Below are 21,330 nucleotides of genomic sequence, written 5' to 3'. Positions count from 1 at the left end.
TCAGCCGACCTCGCCGGGCCGCGGGTCTCGCGCGCATCTGAAGCCTGCGAAGATCTGCCTGCGGATCGGGTGGTCCCAGTTGCGGAACGTGCCCCGCACCGCCGACGCGTCCGTGCCGAACGAGCCGCCGCGCAGCATCTTGTAGTCGCCGCCGAAGAACACCTCGGAGTACTCCTGGTATGGGAACGCGGCGAATCCCGGATAGGCGTGGAAGTCGGAGTCGACCCACTCCCACACGTCGCCGATCAGCTGCCGCACGCCCAGCGGCGACTCACCCGCCGGATACGACCCGACCGGCGCGGGCCGCAGGTGCCGCTGACCGAGGTTCGCGTGTTCCGGGGCCGGATCGTCGTCGCCCCACGGATAACGTCGGGACCGTCCGGTCGCCGGGTCGAAGCGGGCCGCCTTCTCCCACTCCGGCTCGGTCGGCAGCCGCTTGCCCGCCCACCGCGCGTAGGCGTCCGCCTCGTGGAAGCACACGTGCACCACGGGTTCGTTCACCGGAACCGGTTCCACGACACCGAACCGCGTGCGGACCCAGCCGTCGCCGTCACGTTCCCAGAACCGGGGCGCCACCAGCTTGGCCCTGATCCGGTGCGCCCAGCCGGACTCGCTCCACCAGCGTTCGTCGTCGTAGCCGCCCGCGTCGATGAACGCCAGGTAGTCGCCGTTGCTGACCGGGACGGTGTCGATGAAGAACGGGTCGACGCGCGTGCGGAACGCGGGACGCTCGTTGTCCAGTGCCCACGGCTCGGTCGAGGTGCCCATGGTGAACTCGCCGCCGGGCACCAGCACCTCCCGTCGGGCGGGCGGGGTGGCGGGCGCCGGGTCCGGAGCGGTGAGCACCGGGGCGCCGATCCGCAGCTGGTGGGTGGCCAGCATCGTCTCGTCGTGCTGCTGCTCGTGCTGGACGATCATGCCGAAGACGAACCCCTGGTCGACCAGCGGCGAGCCCTCCAGCGGCACCCGGTCGAGCACCTCGAGCACCTTGTCGCGCACCTCCCGCACATAGCCGCGGGTCTCGGCTGGCGAGAGCAGCGGCAGGGCGGGCCGATCCGCGCGGGCGTGCTGGAACGCGTCGTAGAGGTGGTCGATGTCGGCGCGCACCGGCTCGCGCCCGCCCACATCGCGCACCAGCCACAGTTCCTCCTGGTTGCCGATGTGCGCCAGGTCCCACACCAGCGGCGACATCAGCTTCGAGTGCTGGCGCACCAGGTCGCCCTCGTCGACGGCCTCGGTGAGCGCGGTGCTGCGCTCGCGGGAGCGCCGCAGCTGGTCGGCTACCTTGCCGCGCAGGTCTTCGGTGCTGGTCACGACGTCCTCCCGGTGGTGCGGTCGTGCAGGCGGTCCAGATCGGCGGCGATGAGACGCTGGTACTCCGGTCTCAGGCACAGCCGATCGACGGCCGCTCTTCCCAGGTCGATCAGGCCACGGGCGGCCGCCGCGATCGGCCGGTCGGCCAGGCCGTTCATGGCGGCCTCGACCCAGCGGTCGGCGACCGGCGCGCACGCCTGGGCCACGGCGTCGACCGTGGCGCGGTCGGCGGTCAGTGCGGTGATCAGCGCCGCGGGCGTGACCCAGCCCGACCCTTCCTGGGCGTCGAGGTAGCGCACCTCGAAGTAGCCCTGCGGTCGGACCGCCGGGAACAGCGTGGAGATGTGATAGTCCAGATCGGCGGTGGTGGGCGGTGTGGACAGTGCCCCGGCGATCCAGTCGGCGAAGGTCACCCCTGGCGGGGCGTCCCAGCATTCGCCCGGTCCGCGCACGCACAGCAGCGGCGTGTCGAGCACGTGTCTGGTCCAGGTGTTGATCGGATCGTCGCTGAGCGGCAGTGGCGTGGTGCGGACCGGGTCGCAGCCGAACACCGCACGCGCGCGGGCCGACGCCCAGCCCGTGGGGTGGCCCGCCAGTTCCGGGGAGTTCGCGAACAGCGCCAGCAGCACCGGGCCCATCGATGTGATCGCGTTCCAGCGGGCGGGCACGTCCTCGGGTTCGCCGACGTCGACGCAGACCTGCAGGCCCGCCGTCGCGCACATCATGGCGATGCCGTCGGGCCCGATCGGCTCGAACGCGCGCTCCATCGCCGCGTAGCGGGGGGTGTCGAGGACCCGGCGCGGGGTCCGGAACGGATCGGTCCCCCTGGCACCGAACTCCAGGCCCGCTTCGTCTAACAGCCGGGCGAGGTGGTGGTGGTCGGCGATCACCGCGTCAAGCAGGTGATCGAAGCGGGGGGCGGGTAATGAGGAGATCTCCACCTGGCCGCCGGGTTCAACGGTGACCGGGGAGCCCGCGGGGAGAGGAAGTTGGGGACTGTCGGGATCCAGCGTGCGGGGCGTGTGTGGCCCCAGGGCGGCGACCAAGGCCGCGGGCTCGAGTCGCCGCCGGGGATCGTCGCGATGGTGGACGGTCCATTCCAGCTCGACGCCCACCAGGTTCGGTGGACCATGTTTGAAACAGACCGAGGCGACGTACGCCTCGGCCTCCACGCGGGCCCGCAACCGCTTTCCGTCGGGCCCCGTGGTCTCCGGTTCGCGCAGTGCGGTCAGGAGGGATCACCCCTTCGTCCATGCCTCCGAACGGCTTGAAATCGAAGCTACACGCGGCCACCGACAGTCGCACGACGCCGAATTGCCGACGTAAGGGTCTGTTCATGGACCTTGGGAGTGATACCCAATACGTACGTACGGATTGCTTCCGGCCGGCTTGGCTGACACCATCGTCCGGTGCCCAGGGTGAGCCAGGACCATCTCGACGCGCGCCGCCGCCAGATCCTCGACGGGGCGCGGTCCTGTTTCGCGCGCCACGGCTACGAGGGTGCGACCGTACGCCGTCTGGAAGAGGCTACCGGGTTGTCCCGGGGTGCGATCTTCCACCACTTCCGCGACAAGGAGTCGCTGTTCCTGGCCTTGGCCGAGGACGACGTGCTGCGGATGACCGAGGTCGTGGCCCAGCAGGGCCTCGTCCAGGTCATGCGCGACCTGCTCGCGGGCCCGACCGACACCGGCGGCGAGTCCCCGGCCGACTGGCTGGGCACCCGCCTGGAGGTCTCCCGGCGGCTGCGCACCGACCCGGAGTTCCGCGGCCGGTGGGCCGAGCGGTCCGAGCAGCTCACCATCGCCACCCGCAACCGCCTGCTCCGCCAGCGCGAGGCGGGCAAGCTGCGCGACGACATCGACGTGACGGTGCTCACCGCGTTCCTGGAGCTGGTGCTGGAGGGCGTGGTCTCGCATTTGGCCATGGGCCTGCCCGCCGACGACCTGGAGCCGGTGTTGGACCTGGTGGAGGAATCGGTCCGCCGACACCGACGCGCCGGATAAGCGCGCGAAAACCGGCTCGGGTTCCCTAGAATGGGGACATTCAGTACGTGAATAACGAGGAGTGCAGTTCACCGTGCGCAAAGCGCAGTCCCCGGGCCGCAGTAGCGGGCCGGGAGAGAGTCCCGGCGACCATACCGACCCGGAAGCCGGGTGTACTTCCCGGTGACCGGTCCCCTGTTCAGCGTCCTCGGCCTGCTGGCCGTCGCCGCCCTCACCCTCGGAACGGCGCTCTTCGTCGCGGCCGAGTTCTCCCTGACCACCCTCGAACGCAGCCAGGTCGACCACCACGTCGCCCAGGTCGGTGACCGGCGGGCCCACGCCATCGCCAAGGCGCACCGGACGCTGTCGTTCCAGCTCTCCGGCGCCCAACTCGGCATCACGATCACCACGCTGATCACCGGATACATCGCCGAGCCCGCCATCGCCGAGCTGATCGAGCCGCTGCTCACCCTGGTCGGCCTGCCCACGGCCGCGGCCGACGCGGTCGCCATCGCCATCGCATTGCTGCTGGCCACGTCGCTGTCGATGGTGTTCGGCGAGCTCGTGCCCAAGAACCTGGCGATCGCCAAGCCGCTGGCCACCGCGCGTGCCGTCGCCGGTGCGCAGGCGGTGTTCTCCTCGGGCCTGCGCTGGCTGATCAGCGCGCTCAACGGCTCGGCCAACTGGATCGTGCGGCGCCTGGGCGTCGAGCCGCAGGAGGAACTGCGGTCGGCGCGCTCGCCGCAGGAACTCGGTGGCCTGGTCCGCTCCAGCGCGGCGCTCGGCACGCTCGACACCGGCACGGCCACGCTGCTGAGCCGGTCGCTGCGCTTCGGCGACCGCACGGCCGACGAGTTGATGACCCCGCGCGTTCAGGTGCAGGCGCTGCGCGCGGACGCCGCCGTGGTCGACCTGATCGACCTGGCCAGGGCCACCGGCTTCTCCCGGTTCCCGGTGTACGGCGGCGACCTGGACGAGATCCGCGGCGTCGTGCACGTCAAGCAGGTGTTCAGCGTGCCGAGCGCGATGCGGGCCACCACCAAGGTGTCCGCGCTGGCCCGGCCGGTGCCGACGGTCCCGGAGACGCTCGACGGCGACGTGCTGCTCGACCGGCTGCGCGGCTCCGGCCTGCAGGTGGCGATCGTGGTCGACGAGTACGGCGGCACCGCCGGGATCGTCACCCTTGAGGACCTGATCGAGGAGATCGTCGGCGACGTGCGCGACGAGCACGACCGCGGCGAGGTCAACCCGGTCCGCCCGCTGGGCAAGGACAGTTGGATGGTCTCCGGCCTGCTGCGCGACGACGAACTCGCCGAGGCGACGGGTCTGCGGATGCCGCACGGCGAGTACGAGACCGTCGCGGGCTTCGTGCTGACGAGGCTCGGCCGAATCCCATCGGTCAACGACGAGATCCGCTTCGACGGCTGGCGGATCACGGTGATGCGGATGGACCGCCACCGGGTCGCCGAGCTGCGCGTGGCCAAGGTGCAGAAGGAGGTGTCGGCGTGAGTGACGTACTCGCTTTGTTCGTGACGATCCTTCTGTTGCTGGGCAACGGTTTCTTCGTCGGCGCCGAGTTCGCCATCATCACCGCGCGCCGCGACCGGCTGGAGTCGCTGGCCCGCGACGGCCACGCCAGGGCGGCCGTGGCGATCGAGGCCGGCCGGGAGCTGCCGCTGCTGATCGCGGGCGCCCAACTGGGCATCACGGTCTGCTCGCTCGGCCTTGGCGCGCTGTCGGAGCCGGTGATCGCGAGTCTGCTCGAAGCGCCGTTCCGCTCCCTCGACATCCCGCCCGCGGTGCTGCACGGCGTCGCGTTCGCCATCGCCCTGGGCATCGTGGTCACGCTGCACACGGTGATCGGCGAGATGGTGCCGAAGAACCTCGCCATCGCGGGGCCGGAGGGCGCGGCGATGGCGCTGGTGCCGATCCACTTCGCGTTCTGCAAGCTGGTCCGGCCGCTGCTGGGCCTGTTCACCGTGGCCTCGACGTTCATCCTCAAGCTCTTCAAGGTCGAGCCGAAGGACGAACTGGAGAGCGCCTACACCCCCGACGAGTTGGCCACGCTGATCGCCGAGTCCCGGCGTGAGGGCCTGCTGGACGCCTCGGAGCACCGGCGGCTCACCAACACGCTGTCGTCGGTCGAGCGGACCGTCGCCGACGTGATGGTCCCGCTGGACCGGATCAAGACGGTGCCGTTCCCGCCGACGGTCGGCGACATCGACCAGGCGGTCGGAGAGACCGGCTTCTCCCGGTTCCCGGTGCGCACCGACGACGGCGGGCTCGGCGGGTACGTCCACGTCAAGGATGTCCTCGACCAGATCGACGCCGACCCGGCCACCCGACTGCCCGCGACCAGGATCCGCGCCCTGCCGCAGGTGCCCGCCGACTCCCGGGTCGACGAGGCGCTCAGCGCGCTGCGCCGGGCGCACAGCCACCTGGCGATGGCGGTCGCGGCGGACCGTACGGTGCTCGGCGTGATCGCGTTGGAGGACCTGGTCGAGGAGTACGTGGGAACCGTGCGGGACGGGACGCACATCGCCAACGGTGGCTGAGCCGACCGTGCTGGCCGAACCCGTCTGGCAAGCCAGGCGGGACCTCCACGCGCGCCGCATGCGCGCGTGGACGGTGCCCCACCAGCAGCGCCGGGTCCGCGGCGAGAAGCACCCGGTCCTGGACTTCCTGTTCACCTACTACTCGCACCGGCCCGCGCAGCTGGAGCGCTGGCACCCCGGTCCCGGCGTGGTGCTGGCGGGCGAGTCGGCGCGGGAGTACCTGCGCTGGCCCGCCTACACCGAGACCCCGGACGGCGTCACGGTCGACGTCGCGGCGCTGCCGGAGTCGCGGCGGCGGTCGGCCCGGTTCATCCGCGACCTGCTGTCGGCCACGGCGTCCCGCGCGCCCCGGCTGGGCTGCTTCGGCCTGCACGAGTGGGCCATGGTCTACCGGCAGCCCGCCACGCAGGTCCGGCACGTCGACTGGCCGCTACGGCTGGGCGCAGCGGGCACCGACGCGGTGGTGGAGACCCAGACGATCAAGTGCAGCCACTTCGACGCGTTCCGCTTCTTCACCGAGCCCGCGCGGCCGCTCAACACCCTGGATCCCAGCCGGGACAAGCAGATCGCCCTCGAACAGCCTGGCTGCCTGCACGCGACCATGGACCTGTTCAAGTGGGCGTACAAGCTCGACCCGTACACCCCGTCCGACCTGCTGGCCGACTGCTTCGACCTGGCCTCCGACGTCCGTGAGCTCGACATGCGGGCCAGTCCGTACGACCTGTCCGACCTCGGCTACGAACCGGTGATGATCGAGACCGAGCGCGGCCGGGCCGACTACGTCCGCGCCCAGGCCGAGTTCACCCGCCGCGCGAAACCCTTGCGGGCCAATCTGATCGCGCTTTGTGACGATCTGTTGAGCGACTTCACGGACCGTCAACCCTATTGACGCAAGAGTTTCACCTAATAGAGTGCCCCCACCGAGCGCGCACCGGGTGTGCTCGAAAGGGATGCGATGTCTCGACAACGTGGGCACCCCCGCCGTGCGCGGTGGGCGATCCTGCTCCCGGGGCTGATCGTGCTCATGATCGCCCTCTGGTTCGGCGGAAACTGGCTGCGCTACGCCGCTGACCAGCGCGCCGTCGAACGCGGCCGGGAGTGCGCCGGCGGTCCGGCCGCGCTCAAGGTCGTGGTGACACCGTCAGTCGAGACGCCCATGCGCGAGATCGCGAAGCGGTGGAACGCATCCGGCCCCGTGCTCGGCGACCACTGCCTTAAGGTCAACATCTCCTCCGCCGACTCCGCCGTCGTCCTCGCCGGGCTGACCAGCGAATGGTCAGTCCGCGAACTCGGCGACCGCCCGCACGCGTGGCTGCCAGAGTCCTCCATCTGGACCGACCGGCTCAGCGCCGTCGACGACGCCCTGCTCGGCTCGGCGCCGGACACTGTCGGGGGCAGCCCGGTCGTGCTGGCCGCGCCGCAGGAAGCCGCGACCACCCTGTCGAAGTCCATGGCGTTCAGCTGGGCCGACATCGTCACCCTGACCTCCGACCCCGGCGGCTGGACCCGGTTCGGCAAGTCGGGTTGGGGCCGGATCACCATGGCCCTGCCCTCCCCCGCGGCCAACCCGGCGACCGGCCTCGCGGTGCAGGCGGTGTTGTCCGGTGTCGGCAAGCAGAGCCCGCTGACACAGGACGTCCTCGCCCGGCCCGAGGTCACCGACGCGATTGGGAAGCTGGCCGCGGGCCAGCCCGCGGGCGTCCCGGAGACCACCCGCGACGCGCTGATCAGCTTGGGCGACACCGAGACGATGGAGTCGGCGCCGTTCAGCATGGTCCCGGTCCTGGAGGTCGACCTGCACCGGCGCAACCTCGCCGCCGACGGCAGACCCGCGGCCCGGCACCCGCTGTCCGAGATCGTCGCCACCGGCCCGGTACCCACCGCCGACTTCCCGTTCGTCCGGCTCGCGGGCATCGACCAGGTGCTCGCCGACGCCGCGGACCAGTTCCGCCAGTTCATCCTCGCCCCCGACCAGCAGCGCGACCTCGCCCGCGCGGGCCTGCGCACGGCGTCCTCGCGCGAGCGGCCGTCGGACTCGGTGTCGATGACCTGGCCGGACCTGCCGCCCGCGACGGCCCCGGCGAACTCCAAGACCACCCAGCAGCTCGCCGCGACCTGGGCGGCGGCCACCGAGGGCGGCCGGATCGTGACCCTGCTGGTCGACGTGTCGAAGTCGATGTCCGGCGACGGCGGCGACGGCCGGAGCCGGATCGACCGGGTCAAGGAGTCGCTGCACGGGTACGCGGACTACACGGTGTCGGGATCGGTCGGGCTGTGGCGGTTCTCCCGCGCGCTCGACAAAACCAAGGCCTACCAGCAGCTGGTCCCCATCGGCCCCATCGCCGAACGCCGCGCGGCACTGCACCGCGCGATCGACACGCTGGCGCCCACCGGGGCGACCGACCTGTACGAGAGCATCGCGGCGGCCTACAAGTCGGCGACCTCGACTTATGTGGCCGACAAGCGCAACGAGATCGTGGTGATCACCGACGGCGGCACCGACGGGCCGATGACCCTGGCCGAGCTGACCGCCCTGATCAAGTCCGTGGACGACCCGAAGAAGCCGGTGGCCGTCAGCGTGATCGCCTTCGGCCCCGGCCACAACCGCGCCGCACTGCGGGAACTGACCAAACTCACCAACGGCACGGTGTCGACCTTGACCGACGCCCGCGGCATCCAGGCCGCACTCGGCCAACTCTCCGCCCGCCGCGGCTGATCGCTCCCCTAGAGCATTAGCGACCAGACGTAGAAATTCGGGGGCGGCGGGAACGGCCCGCGGATCACCCCCAGAAGACGTCCGGGTCGGGGCCGATGCGCACGCCGTTGTCCAGCGCGGCCAGTTCGGCGCGGTCGGTGTCGGTCAGCTCGAAGTCGAACACGTCGATGTTGGCCCGGATCCGCTCCGGGGTGACCGACTTGGGAATGACGATGTTGCCCAGGTCCAGGTGCCACCGCAGCAGCACCTGCGCCGCCGATTTCCCGTGCCGCGCACCGATGCCGACGACCGTCTTGTCGTCGAGCAGCTTGCCCTGGCCCAGCGGGCTCCACGCCTCGGTCGCGATGCCGTGCTCGGCGTGGATGGCGCGCAGTTCGGCCTGCGGCAGGTTGGGGTGCAGCTCGATCTGGTTGACCGAGGGCACGGTGCCGGTCTCGGCGAAGAGGCGGTCCAAGTGCGACTTGTGGAAGTTGGACACCCCGATGGACCGGGCCCGGCCGTCTTCCTTGATCTTCTCCAGCGCGCGCCACGAGTCGACGTACTTGTCCTGTTCCGGCGCGGGCCAGTGGATCAGGTACAGGTCGACGTAGTCGAGCTTGAGCTTGTCCAGGCTCGCGTCGAAGGCGCGCAGGGCCTGGTCGTAGCCCTGGTCGGAGTTCCAGAGCTTGGTGGTGACGAACAGCTCTTCCCGCGCCACCCCGGACGCGGCGATCGCGGCACCGGTCCCCACCTCGTTGCCGTAGATGGCCGCGGTGTCGACGCTGCGGTAGCCGGCCTCGATGGCGGTGGCCACCGCGGTCACGGCGACGTCGTCGGGCACCTGCCAGACGCCGAAGCCGAGCTGCGGGATGGTGGTGCCGTCGTTGAGCTTCACTTCCGACATGCGGTGGTTTCCTCCCGAGTGGAATTACCCTCACTGTGGACAACTCGGACGGGCGATCATTATTCCCCGATAGCATCGCCACCGTGGGTGATCAGGTGGTGGAGATCTATACCGATGGCGCGTGCGTGCCCAATCCCGGCCCGGGCGGCTGGGGCGCGGTGCTGCGCTACGGCGACCGCGAACGCGACCTCTGCGGCGGCGAGGCGGAGCGCACGACCAACAACCGGATGGAACTGATGGCGCCGATCCAGGCGTTGGAGACGCTGTCGCGTGCGTGTCGGGTGGACGTCTACACCGACAGCACCTACGTCCGCAACGGCATCACCAAATGGATGACCACCTGGAAAGCGAACGGGTGGCAGACCTCGGCCAAGACCCCGGTCGCCAACGAGGACCTGTGGAAGCGCCTGGAAGCGGCGGCGGAGCGCCATGAGGTCGAGTGGCACTGGGTGAAGGGCCACGCCGGCCACCCGGAGAACGAACGCGCCGACCGCCTCGCCCTCGAAGGCCTCCAAGCAGCAGTCAAAGCGGCCCAACAGTCCGGAACCTAAGGGGACCGGGGCGGCAGCCGACCACGGCTACCGCCCCGACCGCACCTAAACCTCGTAAGGCGACCAAACTTAGAGGTTCGGGGAGGCGGAATAGGTGTCCAGGGGCGGGCAGGAGCAGACCAGGTTGCGGTCGCCCTTGGCGCCGTCGATACGGCGAACCGGGGGCCAGATCTTGTTGGCCGTGACGCCCGCCGGGAACACCGCTTCCTCGCGGCTGTACGGGTGGTCCCACTTGCCCGCGATCGACGCGGCCGTGTGCGGGGCGTTGACCAGCGGGTTGTCCTCGGCGGGCCAGTCCCCCGCCGCGACCCGGTCGACCTCGCCCTTGATGGCGATCATGGCCTCGCAGAAGCGATCGATCTCGGCGAGGTCCTCCGACTCGGTCGGCTCCACCATCAGCGTGCCCGCGACCGGGAACGACATGGTCGGGGCGTGCAGGCCGTAGTCGGCAAGGCGCTTGGCCACGTCGTCGACGGTGATGCCGGTGGCCTTGGTCAGCGGGCGCAGGTCGAGGATGCACTCGTGGGCGACGAAACCGCCCTCGCCGGTGTACAGCACCGGGAAGTGCTCATCGAGCCGACGCGCGATGTAGTTGGCCGACGCGACCGCGGTCAGGGTCGCGCGGCGCAGGCCGTCGGCGCCCATCATCCGGACGTAGGCCCAGGAGATCGGCAGGATCGACGCGCTGCCCCAGGGGGCGGCGCTGATCGGCCCGACACCGGTGGGCGGGCCCGCGGTGGGCTGCAGCGGGTGGTTGGGCAGGAACGGCGCCAGGTGCGACTTGACACCGATCGGGCCGACACCGGGACCGCCGCCGCCGTGCGGGATGCAGAAGGTCTTGTGCAGGTTCAGGTGCGAGACATCCGAACCGAACTTGCCGTAGCGCGCGAGTCCGATGAGGGCGTTGAGGTTCGCACCGTCCACATAGACCTGACCGCCCGCGTCGTGCACCAGGCCGCAGACCTCGCGCACGGTGTCCTCGTACACGCCGTGGGTGGACGGGTAGGTGATCATGATGGCGGCGAGGTCGGCCTTGTGCTCCTCGACGCTGGCGCGCAGGTGGTCGAGGTCGATGTTGCCCGAGTCGTCGCACTTGACGACCGCGACCCGCATGCCCGCCATGACCGCGCTGGCGGCGTTGGTGCCGTGCGCGCTCGACGGGATCAGGCAGACGTCACGCTCGCCGTGGCCCTGCGAGCGGTGGTAGGCGCGGATGGCCAGCAGGCCCGCGAACTCGCCCTGGCTGCCCGCGTTGGGCTGCAGGCTGACCGCGTCGTAGCCGGTGACCTGGGCCAGCCAGCCCTCCAGGTCGGTGACGACCCGCAGGATGCCCTCGGCCTGGTCGGCCGGGGCGAACGGGTGCAGGTCGGCGAAGGCGGGCCAGGTGATCGGCTCCATCTCCGCGGTGGCGTTGAGCTTCATCGTGCAGGAGCCCAGTGGGATCATGCTGCGGTCGAGCGCGACGTCCTTGTCGGACAGGGCGCGCAGGTAGCGCAGCAGCGCGGTCTCCGAGCGGTGCGTGCTGAACACCGGGTGGGTCAGGTACTCCGACGTGCGGACCAGCGCGGCCGGGATGGCGTCGGCGGTGTCGATGTCGAGCGCGTCGGCGTCGGCGGTCACGCCGAAGGCCTGCCAGACCAGCGCCAGCGTCTCGCGCGAGGTGGTCTCGTCGCAGGCGATGCCGACGTGGTCGGCGTCGACCAGCCGCAGGTTGACACCCAGGTCGCGGGCGGCGGCGACGATGTCGGCGGCGGTGCCGTGCACGCGCGCCAGGACGGTGTCGAAGAAGTCGCCGTGGACGATGTCGATCCCGCCGTTGTGCAGCCCGGCGGCGAGGACCGTCGCCATCCGGTGTGCCCTGGTCGCGATGGCCTTCAGACCGTCGGGGCCGTGGTAGACCGCGTACATCGACGCGACCACGGCGAGCAGCACCTGCGCGGTGCAGATGTTCGAGGTGGCCTTCTCCCGGCGGATGTGCTGCTCCCGGGTCTGCAGCGCCAGCCGGTAGGCCAGGTTGCCGTCGGCGTCGGTGCTCACGCCGACCAGGCGGCCGGGCAGCTGCCGCTCCAGGCCCGCGCTGACGGCCATGTACCCGGCGTGCGGTCCGCCGAAGCCCATCGGCACGCCGAAGCGCTGCGTGGTGCCGACGACGACGTCGGCGCCGATCTCGCCCGGCGCGCGCAGCAGGGTCAGCGACAGCAGGTCGGCGGTGACGGCGACCTTCGCGCCGCGCTCGTGCGCCTCGGCGATCAGGCCTGCGTGGTCACGCACGGCGCCGCTGGCACCCGGGTACGACAGCAGGACGCCGAAGAAGTCGCCTGCGGGCAGCCCGTCGGCCAGGTCCGCGACGACGATCTCGATGCCCAGCGGCTCCGCGCGGGTCTCGATGACCGCGATGGTCTGCGGGAAGGTGTCGGCGTCGATGACGAACCGCGCCGACTTCGACTTGCCCGCGCGCCGCACCAGCGTCATCGCCTCGGCGGCCGCGGTCGACTCGTCGAGCATCGAGGCGTTGGCGGTGGGCAGACCGGCCAGGTCGGCGACCATGGTCTGGAAGTTGATGAGCGCCTCAAGCCTGCCCTGGGAGATCTCGGGCTGGTACGGCGTGTAGGCGGTGTACCAGGCGGGGCTCTCCAGCACGTTGCGGCGGATCACCGGCGGGGTGACGGTGCCGTAGTAGCCCAGGCCGATCATCTGGGTGAGCGTCTGGTTGCGGGCCGCCAGCTCACGCAGCTCGGCCAGCGAGCCCTGCTCCGTGGCGGGCGCGGGCAGGTCGATGGCGAGTTCGCCGTCGCGGATGGACTCCGGCACCGCGCGCTGGGCCAGTTCCTCCAGCGACCCGACGCCGATGACGTCGAGGATCCGGGCCAGCTCGGCCGGACGGGGACCGACGTGGCGGTCGGCGAACAGGGTGCCGTGCTCGAGCGCGGCGAGGGGGATCCGTGTCATCAGTGCAGCTCCTCCGGCGAACGGGGTCGGGCCTGAAGCGGGTGGGGTGCCCGCTAGCCCTCCCCCTCTGTCCGTGCCCGTTGAACCCGGGCGCCTGAGAGCTTCGCCCGAACATCCGGACTTGCACCTTCGGCGGGGCCGCCCGAGGGCAGCCCGCTTTCCAGAGGCGTCTCGCCCACGCGGTCCTTTTGCCTGAGAGGTTCCGGGGAGGATTTGCTCCTTCGGCGTCGAGTCGGTCGGGTGACCGCTCGATCTCTCCCGCGTGGGTTCAGCGACGACTGCCCTTGAGTCTAGACGGACGGGTCGCTAACTCATTTGCCCAGAGTGCTGTGTCCAGGTTCCACTTGCCGAATGGATACCGCAGCGGCACTCTCCGCGTTCGACCGGCAACTCAGGCGTGAACTTCCGCCCGGCGACGACGCCACCACGGTCGAACGGGAGCTGCGGCTGATCCGCCATGTCAGCACGGCCGCGCACAGCTGGCAGGGTGTGGTGTGGACCGATCTAGACGAGGCCACCGCCGACGCGGCCATCGCCGCCGAACTGCCGCGGATCACCGGGGACTATGAGTGGAAGTACTACAGCCACGACCAGCCCGCCGATCTCCCGGACCGGCTCGTCGCGGCCGGACTGGTGCCCGACGACCTGGAGGCGGTGCTCGTCGCCGAGGCCGCCGAGGTCCCCGACTTCGCCCCGCCCGCCGGGGTCGAGATCGTCGACGCGACCACCCCGGCGGGCATCTCGCAGGCCACGGAACTGCACCAACGCGTCTTCGACAAGGACATGACCAAGCTGCGCGCCCAACTGCTGGCAGCGGCACCCGGCACGCTCGACGTGGTGTTGGCCGTCGCGGATGGCGAGGTCGTGTGCGCGGCGCGGACCGACTACTACGTGGGCACAGACTTCGCCGGCCTGTGGGGCGGCGGCACGCTGCCCGAGTGGCGCGGCAAAGGGGTCTACAAAGCCGTGGTCAGCCACCGCGCCCGCCGCGCCCAAGCTCGCGGGTTCCGCTACCTACAGGTCGACGCCCTGCCCACGAGCGAGCCGATCCTGCGCCGGGCAGGATTCACCAGGCTGACCTCGACCAGGCCGTTCACCCGCACCTAACCGACGTTTCTGGCTTTCCGGCGTTGGGTCAGCTCGTCCTCGGAGTGGTGCGGCAGCTCGACGCCGTCGGCACGCTCGGCCGGGAACTCGTGGATGGTGCCGCTGATCTCCCGGATCGCGCCGGAGACCGCGATGCCGAAGACGCCCTGACCGCCCTGGAGCAGGTCGACGACCTCCTCTGGCGACGTGCACTCGTAGACCGTGGTGCCGTCGCTGAACAGCGTGATCCGGGCCAGGTCGCGCACCCCGTGCTTGCGCAGGGTCTCGACGGCGACGCGGATGTTCTGCAGCGAGACGCCGGTGTCGAGCAGGCGCTTGACGACCTTGAGCACCAGGACGTCCTTGAACGAGTAGAGCCGCTGGGAACCCGAGCCGTGCGCGCCGCGCACAGTGGGAACGACCAGGTCAGTGCGGGCCCAGTAGTCGAGCTGCCGGTAGGTGATGCCCGCGATCTGGCACGCGGCAGGACCCCGGTAGCCGACGAACTCGTCGGGCAGTGAGGCATCCGGGAACAGTTCGCCCTGCTCTCCGGTATCAGCCCCGACGGGACCTTCCTCGAACACGCTGCCTCCCCTCGTCCGGCCACACTGGCCGTCGAACGAGACCGCCCGCTCCACTGTGGGGAACCGCCGGCCATGCGTATCGACCGGTCCTGGGTGCCTCTGCGGCGGTCGGACCGGCGATGCGCTATAGCTGACGGTAAGTCGGGCACGCGGACAGGTCAACGCGACGCGCGGGTGCGCGACACGCCGGTTCCGCGCGCAAGGGTCCGCATCGGGGCCGGACCACTATGTGTCAGCGCCTCGGAAGTCCTCGGGGGAGACCGAGTCGAGGAACTCGCGGAACTTCTCGACCTCGTCCTCCTGCTCGTCCGGGATGATCAGCCCGGCTTCCTGCAGCACGGAGTCCTCGGCGTGGATCGGTACGCCGACCCGCAGCGCCAAGGCTACCGAGTCGCTCGGGCGGGCCGAGACGCGCACGTCGCCGTCGAAGACGAGCTCGGCGAAGAACGTGCCTTCGCGCAGGTCGGTGATGCGGACCTGCTCCAATTCGCGGCCCAGCGCGCCGATCACGTCCTTGAGCAGGTCGTGGGTGAGCGGCCGGGCGGGCCGCACCCCCTGCTGCTCCAGAGCGATCGCGGTCGCCTCGACCGATCCGATCCAGATCGGGAGGTACCTTTCACCTTCCGTCTCGCGCAGCAACAAGATCGGCTGGTTCGCGGGCAACTCCACCCGCACTCCCACGACGCGCATCTCGCTCATCGGGCTCGCCTCCCTCCGCTCGCTGGGGCGTCCGGCGTCCCGTTCCCTTTCGAGGATCGCTCATCGCCTAGCTCGACGCTACCCGCCATCCGGTCCGAACGCCCGACTATCTCACGGTGATCAGATCACAATGAATAGATGGACAGAACCGGTTTTACCTGCTGATCATCCGTCGAAGACCGGCCTGGACGAGCAGTGAGTGCAAGCCCACCGCCAGTGTGCCGAGTTCCCGTGTCACCGCGTCCGCGCGCTCGCGGGCCGACGGGTCGCGCTGCCGGTAGAGCGGCGCCACGACCTGCTCGACCAGTCCGAGTTCCCGGTCGGCCGCGGCCCGGAACGCCCGCAGGTGCCGCGGCTCGATGCCGTACTCGGCCAGGTCCGCGGCCAGCCGGGCCACCCGCACCGCGTCACCGTCGTAGAAACCGCCGTCGTCGGCGGCGAGCAGACCGTACTGTTCCAACTCGTCGAGCAACTCGATCTCGACGGTCGCCTTCGCCGCGACCTCGGCCCTGGTCAGCCGCAGTGCCGGGGCCTCGTCGACATCCAGGGTGTCCGATACTTCCGTGGGCACCGCGCTTAGTTGCCTGGCCACGGCTGCCAGCGGCGGCGCGCCGCCGCGGTCGGCCTGGTCGAGCTGATCCTTGATCACCCGCAGCGGCAGGTAGTGGTCGCGCTGGGCGGCGAGGACGAACCGCAGCCGCGCGATGTCGTCCTCGGTGAACCGCCGATACCCAGACGGCGTGCGCTGCGGGGTGACGAGACCTTCGGCCTCGAGGAACCGGATCTTGGAGATCGTCACGTCCGGGAACTCGGGGCGGAGTCGTTCGAGCACCGCCCCGATGTTCCACCCGTCACGGGCAGGCCGCCCGGCCGCCGTCACGGTTCGACTGCCTACGCGCCCGCGCCGGGTCCGGTCAGGAAGACCAGGCGGAACTTGCCGATCTGGACCTCGTCGCCACCGGCGAGCACGGCCTGGTCGACCGGCTCGCGGTTGACGTAGGTGCCGTTGAGGCTGCCGACGTCGATCACCACGAACTCGCCACCCTCGCGGCGGAATTCCGCGTGACGGCGGGAGACGGTGACGTCGTCGAGGAAGATGTCGCTGTCGGGGTGCCGACCCGCGCTGGTGGTGTCGCGGTCGAGCAGGAAGCGTGACCCCGCGTTCGGGCCGCGCTTGACCACCAGGAGGGCCGATCCGGCGGGCAGGGCGTCGACGCCCGCCACCGCGGGTTCGGGGGCCGGGGCCTGGGTGCCCTCGGCTTCGGAGAGGAAGTCGGCCCGGAAAACGGAAGTCCGCTCCGGAGACTGCTCCGGCGGGACGCCGGGCCCGTCGTTCGTGCTCACCTGAGCTCCTCCTGCTGTTCTGATCCGCTGAACAGTGTCAACGTACCGTGCGCGATCAGCACCCGGGATGGTGGCACCCCCGAGAGCACTCGGCCGAACGAAGATCGTCTCACGCCGACCCGGTCCGGCGCAGTGCGGCCCTGGTCTGCACCAGGTAGAGCAGCCCCGACCAGAGGAACAGCGCCCCGCCCCAGATGGCCAGCGCGTAGGAGACCGGACGGACCACCGTGGCCAGGGTCGACTCCCCTTCGGCCAGCAGGAGCAGTGGGAAGGCGTACATCAGGTTGAACGTGGCCGCCTTGCCGATGTAGGTCACCTCGGGCGGGCCGAAGCCGTTGCGCCGCAGCACCGCGATGCAGCCCGCCACCACGACGTCCCGCGCGACGAGGGCGGCGGCCACCCACCAGGGCACGATGTCGCGGATGACGAAGGCGACGATCGTGGCCAGGGTGTAGAGCCGGTCGGCCGCGGGGTCGAGCAGGGCGCCGAGCTTGCTGGACTGGTCGAGCCAGCGCGCGATCTTGCCGTCAAGCCAGTCGGTGAACCCGCCGAACATCAGGATGCCGATCGCCCACGCGTCCGCGCGCGGGACCAGCAGCAAGTACAGGAAGACGGGCACCCCGGCGAGCCTGAGCATGCTCAGCACGTTGGGGATGGTCAGCACCCGGTCGGAGAGTGCGTCCCGTGCGGGTTCGGCCATAGGCCGAGAGCGTAATGGCCGGTCGCTCAGGTGCGGCGGCGCGACCAACCTTGCTCGTCAAGCGCGGCGGCGCTCAGCGCGCACGGCCGTCCGAAGGTGTCGAGGCCGACCCAGCGCAGGCGACCCGCGGAGCCTTCCAGGACGTAGGCGCGGCCTTTGCTCCAGACCACGGAGCATGGCGCGGTGGGAAGTTTCCGGTGAGTGCGGACGCCGGGTTTTACGGCGATGTCGTTCACGCTGTTTTCCGTTCGGCACGATGTGGGGTCCAGCCCTGCCGTTCGAGCGCTGATCGGCTCAGCGACTGCGGCCTGCCGTATTGGTCGAATCCGACCCAGAACGCGTATCCGTCCACTGCTTCCAGGACGTAGGCGCGCCCGCGGCTCCACACGACGCTGCAGGGCAGGGTGGGCAGTCTACGCGGACGCAACGGCGTCGCCGCCGCGGGTCGCCCCGCTTCGGGCCCACCGCCTGAGATCGCGTCGTCGCTCATCTCCGCCCACCTCCGCCAGGACTGTCGAACCCCGATGCGCCTTCGTTAGCCTGTTTACATAGTGGCCGCCTGATCGGTGCATTAGCTCCATCTATCGGCTGACAGGGCGACATTCCGCACACCGGAAGGGGATCCGTGGCACTGGCGCGACGCCTTGCCGCCGTGGTCGGTGTCGAGCACGTGCTGACCGATCCGGCGGTGTGTGCCGGGTTCGCGACCGACTGGACGGGGCGATATCGGGGATCGGCGGCGCTGGTGGTCCGGCCGGCGGATCGTGATCAGGTCGCCGGGGTCCTGAGCGAGTGTCAGGAGTCCGGGGTCGCTGTGGTGCCCCAGGGCGGCAATACGGGCCTTGTGGGCGGCGGTGTCCCCCACAACGGTGAAGTTCTGCTGAACCTGACGCGGCTGGACTCGCTCGGCCCGGTCGACCGGGCCGCCCGCCAGGTCACCGCGGGTGCGGGCGTCCGGTTGTCGGCGCTGCGGGCGCACGCGGGGGACGCGGGCCTGGACTTCGCCGTCGACATCGCCGCGCGGGACAGCGCGACGGTCGGCGGGATGGTGGCGACGAACGCCGGTGGGCTGCGGGTGCTGCGGTGGGGATCGATGCGGGAGCAGGTGGCGGGCGTCGAGGCCGTGCTCGCCGACGGGAGCCGCGTCGGGTCGCTCGCGGGGCTGGGCAAGGACAGCACGGGCTACGACCTGGCGGGTGGCCTGATCGGCAGCGAGGGCACGCTTGCGGTGATCACCGCCGTGCGGCTGCGGCTGGTTCCTTCGGTCGCTCGCCGAGCGACCGCGACGCTGGCTTTCGCCAGTACAGCCGACGCGGTGGCCGCGGTGTCCGAGTTGCGCGCGGTGCCGTCGTTGACCTCGGCCGAGGTCTTCTACGACGACGGGCTGCGGCTGGTCTGCGCGCACCGCGACCTCGCTCCGCCGTTCCCCACGGCGTACCCGGTTTACCTACTGGTGGAGTGCGCTGACGACGCGGATCCCACCGAGGCACTGGGGGCCGCGGTGGCCGACATCCCTGGCGTGCTGGACACGGCGCTCGCGGTGGACGAGGCCGCGCGGCGGACACTGTGGACACACCGCGAGGCGCACACCGAGACGGTGAATTCCCTTGGCACACCGCTGAAACTGGACGTCGGCGTCCCGGTGGCGCACGCCGCGGCGTTCGAACGGGAGATCCGGGCGGCGGTCGCCTCGGGCACATTAGTCCTTTTCGGACACTTGGCCGAGGGGAACTTCCACGTCAACGTCGTCGGCGCCGACGACGAGGAGCGGATCACCGAGACCATCCTGCGCGCCGCCGCCGCGCACGGCGGAACGATCTCCGCCGAGCACGGCGTCGGGGTGGCCAAAGCGGCCTGGCTGAGCCTGACCCGCTCCCCCGCCGAGCGTGACCTCTACGCCGCGATCAAGCACGCCTGGGATCCCCGCGGCGTGCTCAATCCGGGCGTCCTCATTCCCCGCTGAAGTTCGGCGGCCTGCGCTCCAGGAAGGCCTGGACGGCCTCGCCGAGGTCCTTGCTGGGCAGGAACGCGGAGTTCCACGTGGCGACGTAGCGCAGGCCATCGGCGACGCGGGCGTCGCGCTGGTGGCCGAGGACGTCCTTGGTGCCCTGCACGACCAGCGGCGGGTTCGCGGCGATGTCGGCGGCGAGTTCCCGCGCGGCGGCGAGCAGTTCGGCCTGGTCGGCGTAGACGTCGTTGACCAGGCCGATCGAGCGGGCCCGGTCGGCGTCGATGTCCTTGCCGGTGAAGGCCAGCTCGCGCAGGTGGCCCTCGCCGATGATCCCGGCCAGCCGCTGCAGGCTGCCCAGGTCGGCCACGATGGCGACCTTGACCTCGCGCACGCTGAACTTGGCGTCGGCGGAGGCGACCCGGATGTCGGCGGCGGCGATGACGTCCACGCCGCCGCCGATGCACCATCCGCTGACCGCGGCGATGACCGGCTTGCGGCACGCGGCAACGGCGGTGACGGAGTCCTGCAGGTCACGGATGATGCCGAGGAACTTGGTACGCGGGCCCGCGAGCGCCTCCCCGCTGAGCATCCCGGCCCAGTCGCCCATCATCGCGGGCAGGTCGAGGCCATACGAGAAGTTCGCGCCGCTGCCGGTGAGCACGATCGCGCGCACGTCCGGGTCGGCGTCGAGCTGGTTGAACACGATGGGCAGCTCGCGCCAGAAGTCGGGGCCCATCGCGTTGCCCTTGCCGGGGCCGAGCAGGGTTACCTCGGCGACGTGGTCGGCCACGTCGACCTTGAGCGAGACCAGATTCTCCGTCATGCACCCATTATTACTCATCAGTAACAACTTGTCCCGCGCGCGTTCTACTCCGAGTGGCGTTGCCCACGCTGTGCGGTTCGCCCGATCGTGTCAGCCTGGGTTTGCCAAGCTTGTCGTGGACGCGGGGTAGGTTCCGAGTCCGTACCGAGAGTGGATGGGAGACCCGCCGTGGCAGGGCAAACAGCGATGTCAACGCCGATCTTCGACGAACTGCTGCGCGAGATGGCGGCGGGCACCGCTCCGGCCCCGGCGAAGGACGAGCAGCCCAAGCAGCCGGAGCCCGACGCCACCGCAGGTGCCGGACGCCGCAGGCGACCCGATTAGCGCTACCGCCGAGTAACATCGCCCTATGCCCGCTGAGTTCGTCCGATCCTTCCAAGTAGGCGGTCACACGCTGCGCTACACCGAGTTCGGCGTGGGCGACCGGCTGGTGGTGCTCACCCACGGCCAGCTCATGACCCGCCGCATGCAGGCGCCGTTGGCCCGCGCCCTGGCCGAGACCGGCTTGCGGGTGGTCACCCTGGACCTGCTCGGCCACGGCGAGTCCGATCGGCCGACCCGTTCCTGGGAATACTCGATGACAACCTGGGCCACCCAGGTCGTCGCCCTGCTCGACCACCTCGGCGTCGACCGGGCCGTCATCGGCGGAACCTCATTGGGCGCGAACGTGTCCCTGGAGGTCGCGGTCGCGGCCCCGGACCGCGTCGAGAGCCTGATCATCGAGATGCCGGTGCTGGACAACGCGATCGTGGCGGGCCTGATCGCCTTCGCCCCGCTGCTGTTCACCGCCCGCTTCCTCCCCCAAGCCGTACGCGGCGTCGCCTGGGCCGCGGCCCGCGTGCCCAGCGGCAACCAGTGGGTCGACGTCGTCACCGACACCTTGCGACAGGAGCCCGCCGCGATGGCGGCCGCCGTCCACGGGATCTTCTTCGGCCGCATCGCCCCGCCCAAGTCCCTGCGCCTCGGGATCACCGCCCCCGCCTTGGTGATCGGCCACCGCCGCGACCCCATTCACCCGTTCGGGGACGCCGACATGCTTGCGGGTGAACTGTCGAACTCGACTTTCGTGGAGGCCGAGAGCCCACTTGAGCTGCGGTTGCGACCACGGCGCCTCACCGGCGTGATCCAGGACTTCCTCGCGGGCGTTTCATAATCGTTTGACATACCCCGCACACTTGCGGGCACACTCGTGT

Annotated in this window: 22 protein-coding genes and 1 riboswitch; of the genes, 10 read left to right on the top strand and 12 right to left on the bottom strand. The window is 70.5% G+C overall.

Translation table 11 applies throughout. The annotated features are described in order from the left end of the window. On the bottom strand, positions 1-1,314 hold the full coding sequence (egtB, locus tag BN1701_RS05685; RefSeq protein ID WP_054046162.1) for an ergothioneine biosynthesis protein EgtB: 1,314 nt from the start codon (positions 1,312-1,314) through the stop codon (positions 1-3). Continuing rightward, entirely contained in the window at positions 1,311-2,498 is a 1,188-nt protein-coding gene (gene egtA / locus BN1701_RS05680) for an ergothioneine biosynthesis glutamate--cysteine ligase EgtA (protein WP_231949496.1), read from the bottom strand. The genes egtB and egtA overlap by 4 nt, the downstream gene beginning before the upstream one ends. A gap of 225 nt (positions 2,499-2,723) precedes the next feature. Between egtA and BN1701_RS05675 the strand changes: the two genes are divergently transcribed. The 5 genes from BN1701_RS05675 (at position 2,724) to BN1701_RS05655 (ending at position 8,567) form a co-directional block, all read left to right on the top strand. Beyond that, complete coding sequence (locus BN1701_RS05675; RefSeq protein WP_054046158.1) at positions 2,724-3,317, top strand: TetR/AcrR family transcriptional regulator; 594 nt, start codon at positions 2,724-2,726, stop codon at positions 3,315-3,317. 162 nt (positions 3,318-3,479) lie between these two features. Continuing rightward, a complete protein-coding gene (locus BN1701_RS05670) occupies positions 3,480-4,805 on the top strand; it encodes a hemolysin family protein (RefSeq protein WP_054055648.1) in 1,326 nt (441 codons plus the stop codon). Next, a complete protein-coding gene (locus tag BN1701_RS05665) occupies positions 4,802-5,851 on the top strand; it encodes a hemolysin family protein (protein ID WP_054046156.1) in 1,050 nt (349 codons plus the stop codon). The genes BN1701_RS05670 and BN1701_RS05665 overlap by 4 nt, the downstream gene beginning before the upstream one ends. After that, positions 5,844-6,740: a hypothetical protein gene (locus tag BN1701_RS05660; protein WP_054046154.1), complete on the top strand. Its 897-nt coding sequence runs from the start codon at positions 5,844-5,846 to the stop codon at positions 6,738-6,740. The genes BN1701_RS05665 and BN1701_RS05660 overlap by 8 nt, the downstream gene beginning before the upstream one ends. A 66-nt stretch (positions 6,741-6,806) precedes the next feature. After that, a complete protein-coding gene (locus tag BN1701_RS05655) occupies positions 6,807-8,567 on the top strand; it encodes a substrate-binding domain-containing protein (RefSeq protein ID WP_067520547.1) in 1,761 nt (586 codons plus the stop codon). Between the two features lie 64 nt (positions 8,568-8,631). On the opposite strand, the gene BN1701_RS05650 is transcribed toward BN1701_RS05655, so the two are convergent. Then, entirely contained in the window at positions 8,632-9,450 is an 819-nt protein-coding gene (locus tag BN1701_RS05650) for an aldo/keto reductase (RefSeq protein WP_054046150.1), read from the bottom strand. Between the two features lie 83 nt (positions 9,451-9,533). Between BN1701_RS05650 and rnhA the strand changes: the two genes are divergently transcribed. After that, positions 9,534-10,001, top strand: a complete 468-nt coding sequence (gene rnhA, locus BN1701_RS05645) for a ribonuclease HI (protein ID WP_172803190.1) — start codon at positions 9,534-9,536, stop codon at positions 9,999-10,001. Positions 10,002-10,070: 69 nt separating this feature from the next. Here rnhA and gcvP read toward each other — a convergent pair whose 3' ends face one another. After that, a complete protein-coding gene (gcvP, locus tag BN1701_RS05640) occupies positions 10,071-12,950 on the bottom strand; it encodes an aminomethyl-transferring glycine dehydrogenase (protein WP_054046148.1) in 2,880 nt (959 codons plus the stop codon). A gap of 170 nt (positions 12,951-13,120) precedes the next feature. Further along, positions 13,121-13,221, bottom strand: a riboswitch (glycine riboswitch). A gap of 80 nt (positions 13,222-13,301) precedes the next feature. On the opposite strand from gcvP, the gene BN1701_RS05635 reads away from it, so the two are divergent. Continuing rightward, entirely contained in the window at positions 13,302-14,057 is a 756-nt protein-coding gene (locus BN1701_RS05635; protein ID WP_054046146.1) for a GNAT family N-acetyltransferase, read from the top strand. On the opposite strand, the gene BN1701_RS05630 is transcribed toward BN1701_RS05635, so the two are convergent. The 7 genes from BN1701_RS05630 to BN1701_RS33955 form a co-directional block, all read right to left on the bottom strand. Further along, positions 14,054-14,620, bottom strand: a complete 567-nt coding sequence (locus BN1701_RS05630; protein WP_054055646.1) for a MerR family transcriptional regulator — start codon at positions 14,618-14,620, stop codon at positions 14,054-14,056. The genes BN1701_RS05635 and BN1701_RS05630 overlap by 4 nt on opposite strands. A 225-nt stretch (positions 14,621-14,845) precedes the next feature. Next, on the bottom strand, positions 14,846-15,319 hold the full coding sequence (locus BN1701_RS05625) for a bifunctional nuclease family protein (RefSeq protein ID WP_054046144.1): 474 nt from the start codon (positions 15,317-15,319) through the stop codon (positions 14,846-14,848). Between the two features lie 154 nt (positions 15,320-15,473). After that, positions 15,474-16,199, bottom strand: coding sequence for a MerR family transcriptional regulator (locus tag BN1701_RS05620; protein ID WP_054046142.1), 726 nt, complete (start codon positions 16,197-16,199; stop codon positions 15,474-15,476). An 11-nt stretch (positions 16,200-16,210) separates the two neighbouring features. Continuing rightward, on the bottom strand, positions 16,211-16,663 hold the full coding sequence (gene garA, locus BN1701_RS05615; protein WP_054046140.1) for a glycogen accumulation regulator GarA: 453 nt from the start codon (positions 16,661-16,663) through the stop codon (positions 16,211-16,213). 109 nt (positions 16,664-16,772) lie between these two features. Then, positions 16,773-17,363, bottom strand: coding sequence for a CDP-alcohol phosphatidyltransferase family protein (locus BN1701_RS05610; protein ID WP_054046138.1), 591 nt, complete (start codon positions 17,361-17,363; stop codon positions 16,773-16,775). A gap of 26 nt (positions 17,364-17,389) precedes the next feature. Then, on the bottom strand, positions 17,390-17,599 hold the full coding sequence (locus BN1701_RS05605; RefSeq protein ID WP_231949495.1) for a hypothetical protein: 210 nt from the start codon (positions 17,597-17,599) through the stop codon (positions 17,390-17,392). Beyond that, positions 17,596-17,853 (bottom strand): hypothetical protein, encoded by a 258-nt coding sequence (locus tag BN1701_RS33955; RefSeq protein WP_082859664.1) that lies wholly within the window; start codon positions 17,851-17,853, stop codon positions 17,596-17,598. Before BN1701_RS33955 ends, BN1701_RS05605 begins: the two co-directional genes overlap by 4 nt. Positions 17,854-17,988: 135 nt before the next feature. Between BN1701_RS33955 and BN1701_RS05600 the strand changes: the two genes are divergently transcribed. Continuing rightward, positions 17,989-19,326: an FAD-binding oxidoreductase gene (locus BN1701_RS05600; RefSeq protein ID WP_054046136.1), complete on the top strand. Its 1,338-nt coding sequence runs from the start codon at positions 17,989-17,991 to the stop codon at positions 19,324-19,326. On the opposite strand, the gene BN1701_RS05595 is transcribed toward BN1701_RS05600, so the two are convergent. Continuing rightward, positions 19,313-20,137 carry a crotonase/enoyl-CoA hydratase family protein gene (locus tag BN1701_RS05595; protein ID WP_172803189.1) on the bottom strand — a complete coding sequence of 275 codons (825 nt, stop codon included), beginning with the start codon at positions 20,135-20,137 and terminating at the stop codon, positions 19,313-19,315. The two genes, BN1701_RS05600 and BN1701_RS05595, sit on opposite strands and share 14 nt — an antisense overlap. A gap of 186 nt (positions 20,138-20,323) precedes the next feature. Between BN1701_RS05595 and BN1701_RS35265 the strand changes: the two genes are divergently transcribed. Beyond that, complete coding sequence (locus BN1701_RS35265) at positions 20,324-20,461, top strand: hypothetical protein (RefSeq protein ID WP_157367778.1); 138 nt, start codon at positions 20,324-20,326, stop codon at positions 20,459-20,461. Between the two features lie 25 nt (positions 20,462-20,486). Further along, positions 20,487-21,290 (top strand): alpha/beta fold hydrolase, encoded by an 804-nt coding sequence (locus BN1701_RS05590; protein ID WP_054046132.1) that lies wholly within the window; start codon positions 20,487-20,489, stop codon positions 21,288-21,290. Positions 21,291-21,330: the final 40 nt, after the last annotated feature.

The organism is Alloactinosynnema sp. L-07 (genome assembly GCF_900070365.1).
Taxonomy (GTDB): Bacteria; Actinomycetota; Actinomycetes; order Mycobacteriales; family Pseudonocardiaceae; genus Actinokineospora.
The sequence above is the reverse complement of the archived record's forward strand: the minus strand, read 5'-3'. Positions and strand labels throughout refer to the sequence as shown.